Raw genomic sequence first — 18,388 nt, 5'->3', positions numbered from 1 at the left:
ATTACGGTTGACTCACCGTCGAATGATGGAAACCGATTCGTATTATCAGACCTGACAATTAAATTAGCATGAAGACGGGCAGGCAGATGAACCGCGCGAGAGAAGTCCCCGCGGAAACAGAAAAAGCGGTACGAAGGCTCGGCCATATCGTACCGCCCGCGCCGAACATATCGCCCGGCGATTGAATCACACTCAGGCGCTCAGCAGTTTGCGGGCCGCCGACAACACTACGTTGACCGACGCGTGTTCCGCTTTCTGCATCGTAGCGGTATCGGGGATTTCCTGCTGAGTACGATTGACAATCACGCCCGCCACCATTCCGGCGCGCAGCCCTTGACTGGCGCACATGGTCAGCAGCGTAGCGGACTCCATTTCATAGTTCAGTACGCCCATGCTCTGCCACTCCGCCATTGACCCCTGGAAACGGCGCACCACGCGGCCGGAATAGGTGTCGTAACGCTCCTGGCCCGGATAGAAGGTATCCGAAGAAGCTGTAACGCCGACATGCAGCGTCGCCCCCGCTTCACGCGCCGCTTCCGCCAGCGCGGAAGTACAGGCGAAATCCGCCACCGCCGGGAATTCCAGCGGCGCAAAATGCAGGCTGGCGCCGTCCAGACGAACCGCCGCCGTGGTCACCAGCACATCGCCCACCGCGATATGCGGCTGGATGGCGCCGGTGGTGCCGACACGCAGAAACGTGCGCACACCCAGTTGCGCCAGCTCTTCTACCGCAATCGACGTAGACGGGCCGCCAATACCGGTGGAACAAACAATCACCGGCTTACCCGCCAGTTCCGCGCGCCAGGAAGTGAACTCCCGATGCGATGCCAGAAACACCGGGTTCTCCATCAGCCGGGCGATTTTCTCCACCCGAGCCGGATCGCCGGGCACAATCGCCAGCGTGGCACCTTGTAAATCCTGCTTTGTTAAACCGAGATGAAATACATCGGACATAAACGCCTCCAGACAACGGTCAGGTACGGAACGATCTTAGCGCACACACTGCGGCCGTTAAGTGAAGTGCGTCGCTGATTGGAAAGTAACAAACATCCATTTACATTAATATTGTGATTTTAATCACAATTTAAACTGTAATCACCCGACGTTGCGTCACGCAATGTGGCACCGATTGCCTTATCGGGTTGCCGGTATTCGCAATACACTACAAAGTTCCTACACTTGCTTAACGCGGGGGCGGCATTATCCCGCTGGCAGATTCCAGTCTTGATAAAGGAAAGGCAATGAAAACCGATGAGCTACTGACACTCAGAGAGACCACACGGGCATTTTCGCCAGCCGTCATGCCGCTGGCTTCTTCCGCGATGACTACTGACGCCGCCGGGCTGGTCGCCGGCGAGACCACCATCCCTTCGCAGGGCGACAACCTGCCCGCGTATATTGCCAAACCGGAAAAAGCCGACGGCCCGCTGCCGATCGTACTGGTGGTGCAGGAAATCTTTGGCGTGCATGAGCACATCCGCGATGTATGCCGGCGACTGGCAAAACAAGGCTATCTGGCGATCGCGCCGGAACTCTATTTCCGTCAGGGCGACCCGCAACAGTACAGCGACATTCCCACACTGCTGAGCGAACTGGTCAGCAAGGTGCCGGATAATCAGGTGCTGTCCGACCTCGACCACACCGCGCATTGGGCGGTGCGCCAGGGTGGCGACGCCAGTCGGCTGGCGATCACCGGTTTCTGCTGGGGCGGCCGCATCAGTTGGCTGTACGCTGCGCACAATCCGCAGTTAAAAGCCGCCGTCGCCTGGTACGGCAAACTGGTCGCCGAAAAAACGCTGACCTCGCCTCAACACCCGGTGGACGTGGCGAAAGACCTGAGCGCGCCGGTGCTGGGCCTGTACGGCGGGCAGGATAAAGGCATTTCGCTGGAGCAGGTGGAAACCATGCGTCAGGCGCTACGGGCGGTCAATGCCGATGCGGAGATCGTGGTCTACCCGGAAGCGGAGCATGCTTTCCATGCCGATTACCGCGCTACTTACCACGAAGCCTCGGCCAAAGACGGCTGGCAACGCATGCTGGAGTGGTTCGCCCGCTACGGCGTGGTGTAACCCCGCAACAAATGTAAAAAGGGAGACGCTATCGTCTCCCTTTTTCATGTCAGGCGGTGATGCGGAACGTCCCGGCCCTGTGCGTCACATCCTGTGGTTCACGCGCGTCCTGTCATCCTTTGCGCCATTCCTCATCACCGTGTTCGGTTACTGACTGTTTTCGCTAACTTACTCGGCGGTTTCGCGCAGACGTTTCGCTGCCTGCACCATGTTCGCCAGCGACTGACGGGTTTCCGGCCAGCCGCGGGTTTTCAGGCCGCAGTCCGGGTTAACCCACAGACGTTCGGACGGAATACGCTGGGCCGCTTTGCGCAGCAGCGCTTCAATCCACTCTACGCTCGGCACGTTCGGCGAGTGAATGTCGTACACGCCTGGGCCGATTTCATTCGGGTACTCGAACTCTTCGAACGATTCCAGCAGTTCCATGTCGGAACGCGAGGTTTCGATGGTGATCACGTCCGCATCCAGTGCCGCGATGGAATCCATGATGTCGTTGAATTCGCAGTAGCACATGTGGGTGTGGATCTGGGTGTCGTCTTTCGCTACCGCCGCGTTCAGGCGGAACGCATCGACCGCCCACTCCAGATAAGCAGCCCAGTCGGAGCGGTGCAGCGGCAAGCCTTCACGTAGCGCCGGTTCGTCAATCTGGATGATGCCGATGCCGGCCTGTTCCAGATCCGCCACTTCGTCGCGCAGCGCCAGCGCAATCTGCCTGGCGATGGTTTCACGGGTGACGTCTTCACGCGGGAAGGACCAGCACAGAATGGTGACCGGACCAGTCAGCATGCCTTTCACCGGCTTGTCGGTCAGCGACTGGGCATATTTCGCCCACTCGACCGTGATCGGCTCCGGACGGCTGATGTCGCCAATCACCACCGGCGGTTTCACGCAACGGGAACCGTAGCTCTGTACCCAGCCGTTCTGGGTGAACACGAAACCATCCAGATGTTCGCCGAAATACTCCACCATGTCGTTACGTTCGGCTTCACCGTGCACCAGTACGTCCAGCTCCAGACGTTCCTGTTCCACAATCGCCTGTTTAATGTGCTCGGCGATGCCGATACGGTAGTTCTGACCGTCCAGACGACCCTGTTTGAAGTCCAGACGCAGGCTGCGGATTTCGGTGGTCTGCGGGAACGAACCGATAGTGGTGGTCGGCCAGGCCGGCAGGTTGAAACGCGCACGCTGTGCGTCGGCGCGTACCGGGTACGGATTCTGACGCAGACTGTCCTGCGCGGTGATCGCCGCCAGACGCTTCGCCACCTCCGGGTTGTTAACGCGAGTAGAGGTGCGACGGGCGCGGATCGGCGCGCTGTAAGCCACCAGTTCGTCGCCGTTGCCGCTGTTGAGCGCGCGGGTCAGCAGCGCCAGTTCCTGACACTTCTGAATCGCAAAGGCGAACCAGCTTTTCACTTCCTCGTCCAGACGGGTTTCGACGCTGAGATCGATCGGGCTGTGCAGCAGGGAGCAGGAGCTGCCCAGCCACAGAGCGCGTTTACCCAGCAGCGGTTGCAGGCGTTCGAACCAGCTCGCCAGATCGGCGCGCCACACGTTACGACCGTTGATCACGCCCAGCGACAGCACCCAGTCAGCCGGCAATTGCGCGTTCAGCGCCGCGGCGTCGTCTTTGCCGTGCACCAGATCGACATGCAGACCCTGTACCGGCAGCGCTGTGATCACGTCCAGATTCTGGCCGATGCTGTCGAAATAGGTGGTCAGCAGCAGTTTCACCTGCCCTTGCAGCGCATCGTAAGCCGGTTTGAAAGCGGCTTTCCACTCGGCGTCCAGTTCCAGCGCCAGCAGCGGCTCGTCAATCTGCACCCACTCGATGCCGCGTTTAGCCAGTTCGGCCAGCACCTGCTGGTACACCGGCAGCACCGCGTTCAGCAGATCCAGACGATTGAAGGCTTCCCCTTTGACTTTGCCCAGCCACAGGTAGGTCACCGGACCCAGCAGCACCGGTTTCACCTTGTGGCCCAGCGCCAGCGCTTCATCCACTTCATCCAGCAGTTGGGTCCAGCTCAGCTTGAACTGCTGGCCTTTGCTGAATTCCGGCACCATGTAGTGATAGTTGGTGTTGAACCATTTGGTCATTTCAGCGGCGGCGGCCGGCTCACCGGTCGGTGCGCGGCCACGGCCGATACGAAACAGGGTATCCAGATCGACGGAACCATCCGCATTCTGGTGACGGGCAGGTACATTCCCCAGCAGCAGGCTGGTGGTCAGCACATGGTCGTACCAGGCAAAATCGCCTACCGGCAGCAATTCCACGCCGGCGTCTTTCTGCTGTTGCCAGTGACGGGCACGCAACTCACGGCCCACGGTCAGCAACTCTTCCTGCGTGCTGTTCCCTGCCCAATAGCTTTCCTGTGCTTTTTTCAGTTCACGACGCAGACCGACGCGCGGAAAACCGAGAGTGTGATTTAAAATTGCCATGCTTGAATTCCCATTTAGCCGTCCAGATGTTTACACATCCATAATCCGCAGGTAGTGTAGTAAGTACAAGCGCAATTTATTCACTGTCACTGTGAAGGACTCTCATGATCGAACTTAAACACTTACGGACGCTGCAGGCGCTGCGCAACACGGGATCGTTAGCCGCCGCCGCCGCACAGCTCCATCAGACGCAATCCGCCCTGTCGCATCAGTTCAGCGATCTGGAACAACGGCTGGGATTCCGCTTGTTCGTCCGTAAGAGCCAGCCGCTGCGCTTTACGCCGCAGGGGGAAATTCTGCTGCAGCTGGCCGAGCAGATCCTGCCGCAGATACAGCAGGCGCTGCAGGCATGCAACGAGCCGCATCAGACCACCTTGCGGCTGGCGATCGAGTGTCACAGTTGTATTCAGTGGCTGACGCCGGCGCTGGAGAACTTCCACCAAAGCTGGCCGCAAGTGGTGATGGATTTCAAATCCGGCGTCACTTTCGACCCGCAACCTGCGCTGCAACAAGGCGAGCTGGACCTGGTGATGACCTCCGACATTCTGCCGCGCAGCGGCTTGCACTACTCGCCGATGTTCGACTTTGAGGTACGGCTGGTGCTGTCGCCGGATCATCCGCTGGCCGCCAAAGCCGTGATTGCGCCTGAGGATCTGGCGCAGGAAACGCTGATGATTTATCCGGTGCAGCGTCAGCGGCTGGATGTGTGGCGCCACTTTCTGCAACCAGCGGGGGTCAGCCCGTCGCTAAAAAGCGTAGACAATACCTTGCTGTTGATCCAGATGGTGGCGGCGCGCATGGGCATCGCCGCGCTGCCGCACTGGGTGGTGGAGAGCTTTGAACGTCAGGGGCTGGTCGTCACCAAAACCCTGGGAGAAGGCTTGTGGAGCCGGCTGTACGCCGCCGTTCGCGATGGCGAGCAGCGTCAGCCGGTTATCGAAGCGTTTATTCGCTCCGCGCGCCAGCATGCCTGCGAGCATCTGCCGTTTGTGCGGGACGCTTCACGACCCAACGCCGGTGCACCCACAAAGCAACCGCAATAATCGCAGAACCGATGAGAAAGCTGGTCCAGTTCGGCGTTTTCTGCCAGAACGCGAAATTGACCAGCAACCCGGCCGGGACGTGAAAGTTGTTCATGATACTCAACGTACCGGCGTCCACCTGAGTCGCGCCGTAGTTCCACATGAAATAGCCAAGACCCGACACCACCACGCCAAGAAACGCCAGCACCCCCCACTGCACCGGTGCGGTGGGCAGTTTGGTCAGATTGCCGAATAGCGCCCAGGCTACCAGCGTCACCAGCGCGGCGCCGAGGTAGAACCAGGAAAAGGCGCTGTGCTGCGGCATCGGATGCACTTCCATCAGCCGTTTATACCCCACTTGCCCCACGGCAAAACAAACATTGGCCGCCTGTACCAGCAGCAGCCCCCACCAGAAATGTTCGCTCACGCCGTGATAGTGGATCACAGCGGCGCCCAGAACAGCCAGCAAGGCGCTGAATACATAGCCCCAGCGCAGGCGATGCCCGCTGAGCAGGTCGTAAATCAGCGTGACGTACAGCGGCGTCATCACCGAAAACAGCAGAATCGTCGGCACATTGAGGTACAGGTAACTGCGGAACAGGAACAGATACATGACGCCAAGCTGGAAAACGCCCACCAGCAGATACAGCCCCAACACTTTGGGGGAATAGCCGCGCCAGCGCAGGAAAGGCAGAAACACCAGCGCCGCCAGTACCAGCCGAAACATAGCGGAGAACCAACTATCAACCTGGCCGGCCAGGTATTCGCCAATCAGGCTGAAGGAAAACGACCACAAAATCGTGGTGATGATCAATAACGGCACGGCGTAACTCACTCTATCGCTGTTAACAGGAAGAGCATTGTAGTCGAGTTACGTGGCCGTATTTTCCTCAACTTGGTTTACATGAGAATAAAATACAACCAATCAATTAATCAAAATTGCCAGCGCAACCAGGCGAAGAACACGTTGCCATTATTATGCGTGCCGGGAATGTAAGTAGCCTGAAGAGACAGGCGCTGATAACTGACCGACGCCAGCGGCAGCAGCACCGGGATCGGGATATATTTCCAGTTGTCCCGCATGGTGGCCCCGGCGGTAAAACCCAACCCCAACTGAAAATCCTGATTTTCCAGCGGCCGCCAGCGTTTTTCATAGCCATAGCCGCCGATAGGCTCCCACTTGTTAAAAGAGTCCTTGAACGCCATCAGGTACAGGCTGTGCCAGTCGCCATCGCGATCCAGCCGGGATACGCCATAGCCTGCTCCCCAGGGACGCTCGTTGTACCTGTCGGTCTTCGTCTTGTCGTAAGTCCAGCGGTTATGCCAGGTCATGACCGGCACATACAGATCCTGAGACTGCCAGTGATGCCAGGTCTCCGACAGATTATCGCCGGCGCGCCGCCAGATTCCCGGCTCCGCGCCGCTTTCAACGACATCAGACGCCGTATTTTCGCCAGACGGCGCGGCAGCAAATGCCGGGGTAGATAACAGGGCAGACAGCGCAAAGAGGCAAGTGTGTGGTGTCAATTTTAATTGCATAAACAACATGTCCAAAGCGAATTACCAATGACCGGCAGGTCAGGTGGTCTGGCGTTTATGTCCAGAGGTTTATGGTCCGACCACCGATATACAACGATTTTCGCGATATTAAATACAACTAAAGCCAAACCACTGGGCTAATCCGGCACTTTTGAGAGACTTCCTAGACAAAGTGTAGAAGAAACAACCAAGTCAGGCGATTTGCCACAATAAGGGGGATAACGCGCGGACAACAGAGTATTCCTGCGGTACTAATGTGTTCTAAAAAGCTACCGCGCCGACTTTGCCAGCCAGATAGAAAAAGAGAGGAGCCCGCAGAGGCTAGGGTGAAAAAATCCGGTTATCCGGCTTGCCGGGCAGACAGGCCGGAAAAATATCAGATGCCGTCGCCGTCTTCGAAACCGCGCAACGAGCCGTTGAAGTACTGGTCCATATCCAACGAGGGTTTATCGCTTTCCGGGCGGCCAACAATTCGCGCCGGCACGCCGGCGGCAGTGGTATGCGGCGGCACCGGCTGCAAAACCACCGACCCCGCGCCAATCTTGGCGCCGCATCCCACTTCGATATTACCCAGGATCTTAGCGCCCGCGCCGATCATCACCCCTTCCCGAATCTTGGGATGACGGTCGCCGTTGGTCTTGCCGGTCCCGCCCAGGGTGACCGATTGCAGGATGGAAACGTCGTTTTCCACGACGGCGGTTTCACCGATCACGATACCGGTGGCGTGGTCCAGCATGATGCCGCAACCGATGCGCGCCGCCGGGTGGATATCCACCCCAAATGACACTGAAATCTGGTTCTGCAGGTAAATCGCCAGCGCCTGCCGTTCCTGCCGCCACAGCCAGTGGCCGATACGGTAAGCCTGCAGAGCATGAAATCCTTTCAGGTAGAGCAGCGGCGTCGAGTATTTATCCACCGCCGGGTCGCGCAGGCGCACCGCCAGAATGTCGCGGGCAGCGGACGCAATCATCTGCGGTTCGGCGCGGTAGGCCTCTTCCACCACTTCACGGATGGCAATCGCCGGCATGATGGCGTTAGCCAGCTTATTCGCCAGCATGTAGCTCAATGCGCTGCCCAGATTCTCATGTTTCAGCAGCGTCGCGTGAAAGAAACTGGCCAGCATCGGTTCGCATTCCGCCAGACTGCGCGCCTCTTCCTTAATGTTTTTCCAAACCAGCTCCAGCTCATCATTCGACATCGCGACACCTCTTTGAAAAACCGTCAACCCACCGCTTCACTTACAACTGCACGACGCGCTACTGCACAAAGCTCTATCAGCATAAAACAACAACGGGCCTCCCAAGGGAAGCCCGAACAATGCCCTGCCGTCACAGGCTGGCGCTTTCGTCTTTGCGCGCCCGGCCCAGCAGGCTCAACGCCGCTTCACGCGCGTCTTTACCACAATACAGCACTTGCCAGAGCTGCTCGGTGATCGGCATTTCCACACCGTAGCGCTGCGCCAGCGCCATCACTTCCTTGGTATTACGGTAGCCTTCCACCACCTGACCAATCTGGTTCTGGGCGCTGACCACGTCCATCCCTTGTCCCAGCATCATGCCGAAACGACGGTTGCGTGACTGGTTGTCGGTGCAGGTCAGCACCAGATCGCCCAAGCCCGCCATGCCCATAAACGTGGTCGGGTCGGCCCCCAGCGCCACGCCCAGCCGCGTCATTTCGGCCAGACCGCGGGTGATAAGCGCAGTACGCGCATTGGCGCCGAACCCCATGCCGTCAGACATGCCGGCGCCGATGGCGATCACGTTCTTCACGGCGCCTCCCAGCTGCACCCCGATAAAATCAGGGTTGCTGTAGACGCGAAAACTTTTGCCGCAATGCAGCAGATGTTGCAAATCGTCGGAAAACGGCTGATCGGTCGATGCCAACGCAATCGCAGTAGGCAACCCGGCCGCCAGCTCTTTGGCGAAAGTCGGCCCGGAGAGCACCGCCAGCGGGATCGTATTACCCAGCGCTTCGCGGGCGACGTCCTGCAACAGACGACCGGTTTCCGCTTCCAGCCCCTTGGTAGCCCACACCAGTCGCGCGTCCGCCCGCAGATGGGGCTTGAGCTGGCGCAGCACATCGCCAAACACATGGCTCGGCACCACCACCAGAATGTTGCGGCTGGCGGCCAACGCCTGCGACAGGTCCGCTTCCAGTTGCAGGGTATCCGGGAACGGTACGTCGGGCAGGAACGCCTGATTGCACCGTGCGGCCTGCAACGCCTGAATATGAGCGGGGTCATGGCCCCAGAGCACCACACGGTGGCCGTTGCGGGCCACCGTGATCGCCAGCGCGGTGCCGTAAGATCCGGCACCGACTACCGTCATTGCTGCATCAGACGGGTTCATCAGGCATCCAGCGTCTGAGCGGTGCCGTCCTGGCCTGCCTGCTGTTCCAGATAGTTCATGAACAGAGCGTCAAAGTTAACCGGAGCCAGGTTCAACTGCGGGAAGGTACCGCGGGACACCAGGCTGGTAATGCACTCGCGCGCGTACGGGAACAGCACGTTCGGGCAGTAAGCGCCCAGGCAGTGGGCCAGTTGGGTGCCTTCGATGCCGGAGACGGTGAAGATACCCGCCTGCTGCACTTCGCACAGGAACGCGGTTTCTTCGCCGAGGGTGGAGGTCACGGTCACGCGCAGCACCACTTCGTACACATCGTCAGCCAACTGGGTGGATGCGGTATCCAGATCCAGTTTGACTTCCGGGTTCCATTCCTGCTGGAACACCTGCGGCGCGTTCGGCGCTTCGAAAGAAATATCCTTGGTGTAGATACGCTGGATCTGGAAAGTCAGTTCGCCGTTGTTTTGTTCAGACATGTTGAATAATACCCTTTCGTTAGATTTCCTTGCGCGCTTCCCTTCGCCAGGAAGGACACGCCATAACACAAACAGACTCCCCTCTGACGGGGCGTCGCATTATTTACCGCGCACCAGCGGGAGGTTCTCGCCGCTCCAGCCAGCCAGCCCGTCTTTCAGGATCACGACGCGCTCAAACCCGGCTTTGAACAGATTCTCTGCCGATTCACGAGATGCCATGCCGTTGGCGCACACCACAATCACCGGCTGCGCTTTGTGTTTTTCCAGCTCGCTCAGGCTGCCGTTTTTGATGTCGTTCGGCAACAGGTTGATGGCGCCGGCGATATGTCCACGACGGTAATCATCGCGATTACGGGTGTCTACCACCACCGCATCTTCTTTATTAATCAGTTGGATCGCTTCACCACGAGCCACTTCTTTTACCTTGGACAGTTTACTCTTCACCGTAAGCACAATGACCGCGACCAGCAGGGCAATCCAGGCCACGCTCAGAATCGGGTGTCGGCTGATGAATGGCATAATCTCTTGCATGGGGTGTAACGACTCCGAAATCAGTTAAGCAATTCAAATACAGGGTGTCTGAGTATACCTATGCGATACCGCAATTACAGCCTGTAAGCCAACATCGCGTCATGATTATGCGCGGCGGATTGCATTTATCCGTAGGATCCAGGGCCGCTCGCTGTCATGGATGGAAATAGAAATCCCTGACGAGACAACTGGTAAGGCGCTGTTCATCGTGGAATAATCTTTCGCCATGAGCAAAAAAGCGTTCTCTGTACCGTTGCCGACGGGTCGTGACAAACTGTTAATCCGGTGCGCCAGTGTGCTTTGTGTCGGCGTGCTGCTGTTGCCGTGCCCCAGTTGGAGCGACGACGGCCAGCAGCAGTTGAAATCCCTGCAGCAAGACATCGCAGAGAAGGAAAAAAGCGTCCGGGAACAGCAGCAACGTCGCAGCGCCCTGCTTGAGCAACTGAAAAAGCAGGAACAGTCGATCGCTCAGTCCACCCGCCAGCTACGCGACACCCGCGCCACCCTTGAACGTCTGAATCAGGATGTCGGCAGCCTGAGCGCCTCCATCGCCAAACTGCAAACCCAGCAGAAAACGCAGGAAACCCTGCTGGCGAAACAGCTGGATGCCGCGTTCCGTCAGGGCCAGCATGGCGCCCTGCAACTGATCCTCAGCGGTGAGGAAAGCCAGCGGCGCGAGCGCATCCTCGCCTACTTCAATTATCTGAATCAGGCGCGCGAGCAATCCATCACCGCGTTACAGCAAACCCGTACGCAGCTTGCCAGCCAGAAACAGCAACTGGAGCAGAAACAGGCGCAGCAAAAACGCCTGCTCGGCGACCAACAGCAGCAGCAGAAAACGCTGGAACAGGCGCAGGGCGAACGTCAGAAGACGTTGGGCGCACTGGAAAACGCACTGGAAAAAGACCAGCAACAATTGACGGAACTGCGTCAGAACGAAACCCGTTTGCGCGACCAGATCGCGCGTGCGGAACGGGAAGCCAGGGCGCGAGCGGAGCGAGAAGCACGCGAAGCAGCCAAACTACGTGAAAAAGAAGAACAGGCCAAACGCAGCGGCGCCAGTTACAAACCCACCGAGCAGGAGCGTTCGCTGATGGCGCGCACCGGCGGTCTGGGTCAGCCGGCCGGCCAGTACGTATGGCCGGTGCGCGGCCGCACGCTGCACCGTTTCGGCGAACCGTTGCAGGGCGAACTGCGCTGGAAGGGGCTGGTGATCGGCGCATCCGAAGGTACCGAGGTGCGCGCCATCGCCGACGGCACCGTGCTGATGGCAGACTGGCTGCAGGGCTATGGTCAGGTGGTGGTGCTGGAACACGGCAGGGGCGACATGAGCCTGTATGGTTATAACCAGAGCGCGCTGGTCTCGGTAGGCGCGCAGGTGAAAGCCGGTCAGCCGGTGGCGCTGGTCGGCAACAGCGGCGGGCAGAATCAGCCCGCCCTCTATTTTGAAATTCGACGTCAGGGACAGGCGGTCAACCCCTTACCCTGGCTAGGAAGGTAGGTTTGCGTCCATTAATTTCCCGCTTGTTGACTCTCACCGGCATGACGCTCACCGGCACGCTGCTGGCCCTTCCCGTCTGGGCGGGCAAGCTGGCGCTGGTGATCGACGATTTCGGCTACCGCCCGCATAACGAAAATCAGGTGCTGGCGATGCCCACCGCCATTTCCGTGGCCGTGTTGCCCAATGCGCCATACGCCCGCGACATGGCGACCAAGGCCCATGCGCAAGGCAGAGAAGTGTTGATTCACCTGCCGATGGCGCCGATGAGCAAGCAGCCGCTGGAGCGTGACACGCTGCGCCCGGACATGAGCAGCGAGGAAATCGCGCGCATCCTGCGCGATGCGGTCAACAAGGTGCCTTACGCCGTCGGGCTGAACAACCACATGGGCAGCGCCATGACCGCCAGCCTGCCGGGCATGCAGAAGGTGATGCAGGCGATGACCGCCTACCGCTTCTATTTCCTCGACAGCATGACCATCGGCAGCAGTCAGGCCACCCAGGCGGCGGCCGGTACCGGCATCAAGGTACTCAAACGCAAGGTCTTCCTGGACGACACCCAGAACGTTGCCGACATTCGGCGTCAGTTCAGCCGGGCGGTGGAGATCGCGCAACGCAGCGGGTACGCCATCGCCATCGGCCACCCTCACCCCACCACCATTCAGGTGTTGCAGCAGATGTTGCCGACGCTGCCGGCCGATATCGTACTGGTGCGCCCCAGTCAATTGCTGAACGAACCGGAACCGCGCTATGCGCCGGTGCCGACGTACCTTGCGTCGCAACCGACCGCCCCGGCGCAAAAACGGCTGCGCCCTATTCAGGTCTGCGCGATCAAACAGCCGCTGCCGGCGATCTCTCAGTCGGATCTGTGGCGGCAGCTTGGACATAATCTGGCGACCAGCCCCGCCGTCAGCTATCTGAAACAGCACTGGCAGACCTGGCTGGGGTAATACGGCGAGCCGCGTCGTCTATCGGCGGCGCGGCCGGTTACCAGCTCAGCACCACCTTGCCGGATTGGCCGGAGCGCATCACATCAAACCCGTTTTGGAAATCGTCAATGGCGTAGCGATGGGTGATGATCGGCGACAGATCCAGTCCGGACTGGATCAACGCCGCCATTTTGTACCAGGTTTCAAACATTTCACGGCCGTAGATACCTTTAATCACCAGCCCCTTGAAAATGATGTCACTCCAGTCTACCGATACGGCTTCCGGCGGAATACCCAGCATGGCGATGCGACCGCCGTGGTTCATCACCGACAGCAACGTGCGCAAGGCCGCCGGCGCGCCGGACATCTCCAGCCCGACGTCAAATCCTTCGGTCATACCCAGTTCCCGCATCACGTCGGTCAGCGATTCCCGCGCTACATTCACCGCCCGGTTAACGCCCATCCGCCGCGCCAGCGCCAGCCGGTAGTCATTGACGTCGGTAATCACCACATGACGGGCGCCGACATGGCGGCAAACCGCCGCCGCCATGACGCCAATCGGCCCCGCGCCGCTTACCAACACGTCTTCACCCACCAGATCAAACGCCAGCGCCGTATGCACCGCGTTGCCGAACGGATCGAAAATAGCAGCGATGTCATCGGGAATCGCCGCCGGAAGACGGAACGCGTTATACGCCGGAATCACCAGGTACTCGGCGAAAGCGCCCGGCCGGTTGACACCGACGCCGGAGGTATTGCGGCACAAATGACGGCGTCCGGCGCGGCAGTTACGGCAATAGCCGCAGGTGATATGCCCTTCGCCCGACACCCGATCGCCAATCCTGAACCCTTCCACTTCCTGCCCTATCGCCACGATCTCGCCGACATACTCATGCCCGACCACCATCGGCACCGGGATGGTTTTCTGCGACCACGCATCCCAGTTGTAGATATGCACGTCGGTGCCGCAAATGGCGGTTTTACGGATTTTGATCATCACATCGTTGTGGCCCGGTTCCGGCGCGGAAACGTCAGTCAGCCAGATGCCCGGTTCCGGGCGCAGTTTCGCCAGCGCTTTCATCATCGTCTCCTCACTTCACCACGCCCAGTTGGCGGCCGACCCGGATAAACGCCGTCACCGCCCGTTCAATCTGCTCCGGCGTATGCGCCGCCGACATCTGGGTACGGATGCGCGCCTGCCCGTGCGGCACCACCGGGTAGAAAAAACCGGTGACATAAATGCCTTCCTGTCGCAACGCCGCCGCGAATGCCTGCGCCAGCCGGGCATCGCCCAGCATCACCGGAATAATGGCGTGATCTGCGCCCGCGAGCGTAAACCCCGCCTCAGTCATCCGCTGACGAAACAGACTGGCGTTATGCCACAGACGCCGACGCAGCGCCTGTCCATCCTGCAGCAGGTCCAATACCTTGATCGACGCCGACACAATCGACGGCGCCAGCGAATTGGAAAACAGGTACGGCCGGGAGCGCTGACGCAGCCACGCCACCACCTCCCGCCGGGCGGCGGTATAGCCGCCGGACGCACCGCCCAGCGCTTTGCCCAGCGTGCCGGTAATAATGTCCACCCGCCCCATCACCTGGCAGTATTCATGGGTGCCGCGTCCCTGTTCGCCGACAAATCCCACCGCGTGGGAGTCATCCACCATCACCAGCGCGTCGTAGCGCTCCGCCAGATCGCAAATACCGCGCAAATTGGCGATCACGCCGTCCATCGAAAACACGCCGTCGGTGGCAATCATCAGATTACGCGCCCCTTCCGACCGGGCCTGTTGCAACCGTGCCTCCAGCTGATGCATATCGTTATTGTCGTAACGATAACGGCGCGCTTTTGACAGGCGAATACCGTCGATGATCGACGCATGATTGAGCGCATCGGACACAATCGCGTCGTTTTCCCCCATCAGGGTTTCGAACAACCCGCCGTTGGCGTCAAAGCAGGAGGAGTAGAGGATGGCATCCTCCATATCGAGAAACGCCGCCAGCCGGCGCTCCAGCATCTGGTGAATATCCTGCGTACCGCAGATAAAACGTACCGACGCCATGCCGAAGCCGTGGCTATCCAGCCCGGCTTTGGCCGCGGCAATCACCGCCGGGTGATTGGCTAACCCCAGATAATTGTTCGCGCAGAAGTTAATCAGCTCGCCGCCGTCCGCCGCCGTAATGTGCGCCTGCTGCGCTGTGGTGATCGGCCGTTCATCCTTAAACAGTCCCTCGTCGTGCAGCGAGGCAAGCTGGGCGGTCAGTTGGTGATAAAACGCATCAGGCATGGCGCGGCTCTCCTTTTCGTCCGTCATCGGAATTTCCGCCGAGCGGCGGTAGGCCTTATGGAGGTAAAGGTAGTGGAGAAATGCGAGCCGGGCTGACAGGTCAGCCACAAAATGCCACAGTGATCACGCCGGAAATGCGAAGCGCCTGGCAAGAAACGGCGGGAAAATCCGCACAGGATGTCTGTGATGCGTCGAAATGCTATTATAGCGGCCAATAGGTGTGGAGCGCGGTGCTCCACCAGCAAGATAGCAGGTAACTCCCATGATTATCGTAACTGGCGGCGCTGGTTTCATCGGCAGCAATATCGTAAAAGCGCTGAATGATGACGGGTATCGGGATATTCTGGTGGTCGACAACCTTAAGGATGGCACCAAGTTCGCCAATCTGGTTGATCTGGACATCGCCGACTACATGGATAAGGAAGACTTCCTCGCCAGCATCGTTGCCGGAGACGATCTGGGCGATATCGAGGTTATTTTCCACGAAGGCGCCTGTTCCTCCACTACTGAGTGGGATGGTAAGTACATGATGGATAATAACTATCAGTACTCCAAGGACGTGTTGCACTACTGCCTGGAGCGTGGAATTCCATTCATGTATGCCTCTTCTGCCGCTACCTACGGCGGCCGCACCGACAACTTCGTGGAAGAGCGTCAATATGAGCAGCCGCTGAATGTTTACGGCTATTCCAAGTTCCTGTTCGACCAGTATGTGCGTGAAATTCTGCCGCAAACCAGCTCACAGATTTGCGGCTTTCGCTACTTCAACGTCTACGGGCCGCGCGAAGGCCACAAAGGCAGCATGGCCAGCGTGGCGTTCCACCTGAATAACCAGATCAATCAGGGTGAAAAACCCAAATTGTTCGCCGGCAGCGAAAATTTCAAACGCGATTTCATCTATGTCGGCGACGTGGCGGCGGTGAACCTGTGGTTCTGGCAACACGAAGTTTCCGGCATCTTCAACTGCGGCACCGGCCGTGCCGAGTCCTTCCAGGCCGTGGCGGATGCCGTACTGGCCTACCACCAGAAAGACGGCGTGGAATACATCCCTTTCCCGGAAAAACTGAAAGGCCGCTATCAGTCCTACACGCAGGCAGACCTCACCAACCTGCGCGCCGCTGGTTATGAAAAGCCGTTCAAAACCGTAGCGGAAGGGGTCGCCGACTACCTGGCCTGGCTGAACCGCAACGCCTGATTCGCTTTGCCGTAAGGAAACACGAACGGTATGAAAATTCTGGTTATCGGCCCTTCCTGGGTGGGCGACATGATGATGTCGCACAGTCTTTACCGCACCCTGAAGGCCGAACACCCGGACGCCATCATCGATGTGATGGCGCCGGCTTGGTGTCGCCCGCTGCTGGCGCGCATGCCCGAAGTACATCAGGCATTGCCCATGCCGCTGGGACACGGCATGCTGGCGCTCGGCGAACGTCGGCGACTGGGCGTATCGCTGCGCGAGCAGCGATACGATCGCGCCTATGTGCTGCCCAATTCCTTCAAATCGGCGCTGGTGCCTTTTTTTGCCGATATTCCGCATCGCACCGGCTGGCGCGGTGAAATGCGTTACGGTCTGCTCAATGACCTACGGGTTCTGGACAAAGCCGCTTTCCCGCTGATGGTGCAGCGCTATGTCGCGCTGGCTTATGACCGTGCCCGCATTCATACCGCCGCTGATTTGCCTCAGCCTTTACTGTGGCCGCAGTTGGCGGTGAATGACGCCGAAATTGCGGATGTCACCGCCGCCTTTAATTTGACCGACGCCCGGCCGCTGATTGGTTTCTGCCCCGGCGCCGAGTTCGGCCCGGCCAAACGCTGGCCGCATTACCACTACGGTTCGCTGGCACAAACGCTGATTGAACAAGGTTATCAGGTCATCTTGTTCGGTTCGAACAACGACCGTCAGGCAGGTGAGGACATCCGTCAAACCCTGAGTGCCGATGCCCGCGAACATTGTCTCAATCTGGCCGGGCAGACTGCGCTGGATCAGGCGGTGGTGTTGATCGCCGCCTGTCAGGCGATCGTCAGCAACGACTCGGGTCTGATGCACGTGGCAGCAGCGCTCAACCGCCCACTGGTGGCGCTGTACGGCCCCAGCAGCCCGGACTTCACCCCGCCGCTCTCCCACCAGGCCGAGGTCATCCGCCTGATCACCGGTTATCACCGGGTGCGCAAGGGCGATGCCGAACAAGGGTATCATCAGAGCCTGATCGATATTCAGCCGCAACAGGTGCTGGACGCCCTGTCACGCTATCTGCCCGCCAAAGGGGAGCCTGCATGAGGGTATTGATCGTCAAAACGTCTTCCATGGGCGACGTGCTGCACACCCTGCCCGCACTCACCGATGCGATGCAGGTGATTCACGGCATCCAGTTCGACTGGGTGGTGGAAGAAGGTTTTGCCCAGATCCCCGGCTGGCACCCGGCGGTTGATCGCGTCATTTCGGTGGCAATCCGCCGCTGGCGCAAAAGCTGGTTCAGCCGTGAAACCCGCGCCGAGCGGGCCGCATTCAAAACACAGCTGCGGGAAAAACGCTATGATGCGGTCATCGATGCGCAGGGGCTGCTGAAAAGCGCGGTGCTGGTGACCCGCCAGGCACTCGGCAACAAGCATGGGCTGGACTGGAAAAGCGCCCGCGAGCCGCTGGCCAGCTGGTTTTATCAGTATCGACATCCGATCGCCAGCCAGCAGCACGCGGTAGAACGCATCCGGGAGCTGTTTTCCGTCAGCCTGAATTACCGTAAACCGACGGAACAGGGCGATTACGCCATTGCGGCGCGTTTTCTGTCGGCACAGCCCGCCGACAACCAGCCGTATCTGGTGTTTCTGCATGCCACCACCCGGGATGAAAAACACTGGCCGGAGTCGCACTGGCGCGAACTGATCGCGCTGGCCGAACCTCGCGGACTGCGCATCAAATTGCCCTGGGGCGCGGAGCACGAGCACCAGCGGGCGCAGCGACTGGCAGCCGGGTTTTCTCACGTAGACGTGCTGCCCCGGCTTACTCTGGAACAGGTCGCAGGCATACTGGCGGGCGCAAAAGCCGTGGTCTCGGTGGATACCGGGCTCAGTCACCTCGCCGCCGCGCTCGACCGCCCCAACATCACGCTGTACGGCCCGACCGATCCGGGGTTGATTGGCGGCTACGGCCAAAACCAGCATGTCTGCCGTCCGGCAGGCAGCCGCAATCTGGCGGATCTCCGCGCCGCCGATGTGTGGCAGCACTGTGCTTCTCTCTTGACTGAATAAGGCGGTTTTACT

General features: G+C 59.4%; 17 protein-coding genes. 7 read left to right on the top strand and 10 right to left on the bottom strand.

Translation table 11 applies throughout. From position 1 onward, the window contains the following. Positions 1–192: 192 nt before the first annotated feature. Positions 193–954 carry a uridine phosphorylase gene (gene udp, locus CVE23_RS00945; RefSeq protein WP_013319909.1) on the bottom strand — a complete coding sequence of 254 codons (762 nt, stop codon included), beginning with the start codon at positions 952–954 and terminating at the stop codon, positions 193–195. A 287-nt stretch (positions 955–1,241) separates the two neighbouring features. Here udp and CVE23_RS00940 point away from each other — a divergent pair, with 287 nt between their 5' ends. Continuing rightward, positions 1,242–2,069, top strand: a complete 828-nt coding sequence (locus CVE23_RS00940) for a dienelactone hydrolase family protein (RefSeq protein WP_049855332.1) — start codon at positions 1,242–1,244, stop codon at positions 2,067–2,069. A 168-nt stretch (positions 2,070–2,237) separates the two neighbouring features. Here CVE23_RS00940 and metE read toward each other — a convergent pair whose 3' ends face one another. Next, a complete protein-coding gene (gene metE / locus CVE23_RS00935; RefSeq protein ID WP_100848687.1) occupies positions 2,238–4,505 on the bottom strand; it encodes a 5-methyltetrahydropteroyltriglutamate--homocysteine S-methyltransferase in 2,268 nt (755 codons plus the stop codon). A gap of 104 nt (positions 4,506–4,609) precedes the next feature. Between metE and metR the strand changes: the two genes are divergently transcribed. Then, positions 4,610–5,548, top strand: coding sequence for an HTH-type transcriptional regulator MetR (metR, locus tag CVE23_RS00930; protein ID WP_049855330.1), 939 nt, complete (start codon positions 4,610–4,612; stop codon positions 5,546–5,548). Here metR and CVE23_RS00925 read toward each other — a convergent pair. The 6 genes from CVE23_RS00925 to CVE23_RS00900 form a co-directional block, all read right to left on the bottom strand. Continuing rightward, positions 5,451–6,350, bottom strand: a complete 900-nt coding sequence (locus CVE23_RS00925; RefSeq protein ID WP_038921155.1) for a carboxylate/amino acid/amine transporter — start codon at positions 6,348–6,350, stop codon at positions 5,451–5,453. The two genes, metR and CVE23_RS00925, sit on opposite strands and share 98 nt — an antisense overlap. Positions 6,351–6,460: 110 nt before the next feature. Beyond that, on the bottom strand, positions 6,461–7,066 hold the full coding sequence (gene pagP / locus CVE23_RS00920; protein ID WP_038921156.1) for a lipid IV(A) palmitoyltransferase PagP: 606 nt from the start codon (positions 7,064–7,066) through the stop codon (positions 6,461–6,463). Between the two features lie 376 nt (positions 7,067–7,442). After that, positions 7,443–8,264, bottom strand: coding sequence for a serine O-acetyltransferase (gene cysE / locus CVE23_RS00915; protein WP_013319915.1), 822 nt, complete (start codon positions 8,262–8,264; stop codon positions 7,443–7,445). 130 nt (positions 8,265–8,394) lie between these two features. Beyond that, positions 8,395–9,414 (bottom strand): NAD(P)H-dependent glycerol-3-phosphate dehydrogenase, encoded by a 1,020-nt coding sequence (gene gpsA, locus CVE23_RS00910; protein ID WP_038920552.1) that lies wholly within the window; start codon positions 9,412–9,414, stop codon positions 8,395–8,397. Beyond that, positions 9,414–9,884, bottom strand: a complete 471-nt coding sequence (gene secB, locus CVE23_RS00905; RefSeq protein ID WP_038920553.1) for a protein-export chaperone SecB — start codon at positions 9,882–9,884, stop codon at positions 9,414–9,416. Before secB ends, gpsA begins: the two co-directional genes overlap by 1 nt. 99 nt (positions 9,885–9,983) lie before the next feature. Beyond that, positions 9,984–10,415 carry a rhodanese-like domain-containing protein gene (locus CVE23_RS00900; RefSeq protein ID WP_038663462.1) on the bottom strand — a complete coding sequence of 144 codons (432 nt, stop codon included), beginning with the start codon at positions 10,413–10,415 and terminating at the stop codon, positions 9,984–9,986. A gap of 226 nt (positions 10,416–10,641) precedes the next feature. Between CVE23_RS00900 and envC the strand changes: the two genes are divergently transcribed. Together envC and CVE23_RS00890 are read left to right on the top strand one after the other, a co-directional pair. Then, the gene (envC, locus tag CVE23_RS00895; protein ID WP_049842694.1) at positions 10,642–11,916 is read left to right on the top strand and encodes a murein hydrolase activator EnvC; all 1,275 of its coding nucleotides are present in this window, start codon (positions 10,642–10,644) and stop codon (positions 11,914–11,916) included. Positions 11,917–11,957: 41 nt separating this feature from the next. Further along, positions 11,958–12,863, top strand: a complete 906-nt coding sequence (locus CVE23_RS00890) for a divergent polysaccharide deacetylase family protein (RefSeq protein WP_100850381.1) — start codon at positions 11,958–11,960, stop codon at positions 12,861–12,863. 37 nt (positions 12,864–12,900) lie between these two features. Here the strand turns inward: CVE23_RS00890 and tdh are convergent, their stop codons facing one another. Together tdh and CVE23_RS00880 are read right to left on the bottom strand one after the other, a co-directional pair. Next, a complete protein-coding gene (tdh, locus tag CVE23_RS00885) occupies positions 12,901–13,923 on the bottom strand; it encodes an L-threonine 3-dehydrogenase (protein WP_100848686.1) in 1,023 nt (340 codons plus the stop codon). A 10-nt stretch (positions 13,924–13,933) separates the two neighbouring features. Continuing rightward, positions 13,934–15,130 carry a glycine C-acetyltransferase gene (locus CVE23_RS00880; RefSeq protein ID WP_100850380.1) on the bottom strand — a complete coding sequence of 399 codons (1,197 nt, stop codon included), beginning with the start codon at positions 15,128–15,130 and terminating at the stop codon, positions 13,934–13,936. A 262-nt stretch (positions 15,131–15,392) separates the two neighbouring features. On the opposite strand from CVE23_RS00880, the gene rfaD reads away from it, so the two are divergent. Genes rfaD through rfaC form a run of 3 tightly spaced genes read left to right on the top strand, consistent with a single transcriptional unit; the run spans position 15,393 to position 18,376 of the window. Then, on the top strand, positions 15,393–16,325 hold the full coding sequence (rfaD, locus tag CVE23_RS00875) for an ADP-glyceromanno-heptose 6-epimerase (protein ID WP_049855326.1): 933 nt from the start codon (positions 15,393–15,395) through the stop codon (positions 16,323–16,325). Positions 16,326–16,355: 30 nt separating this feature from the next. After that, the gene (rfaF, locus tag CVE23_RS00870; protein ID WP_038920558.1) at positions 16,356–17,408 is read left to right on the top strand and encodes an ADP-heptose--LPS heptosyltransferase RfaF; all 1,053 of its coding nucleotides are present in this window, start codon (positions 16,356–16,358) and stop codon (positions 17,406–17,408) included. Beyond that, positions 17,405–18,376, top strand: a complete 972-nt coding sequence (rfaC, locus tag CVE23_RS00865) for a lipopolysaccharide heptosyltransferase RfaC (RefSeq protein ID WP_100848685.1) — start codon at positions 17,405–17,407, stop codon at positions 18,374–18,376. Before rfaF ends, rfaC begins: the two co-directional genes overlap by 4 nt. Positions 18,377–18,388: the final 12 nt, after the last annotated feature.

The organism is Dickeya fangzhongdai (assembly GCF_002812485.1).
GTDB lineage: Bacteria > Pseudomonadota > Gammaproteobacteria > Enterobacterales > Enterobacteriaceae > Dickeya > Dickeya fangzhongdai.
The sequence above is the reverse complement of the archived record's forward strand: the minus strand, read 5'-3'. Positions and strand labels throughout refer to the sequence as shown.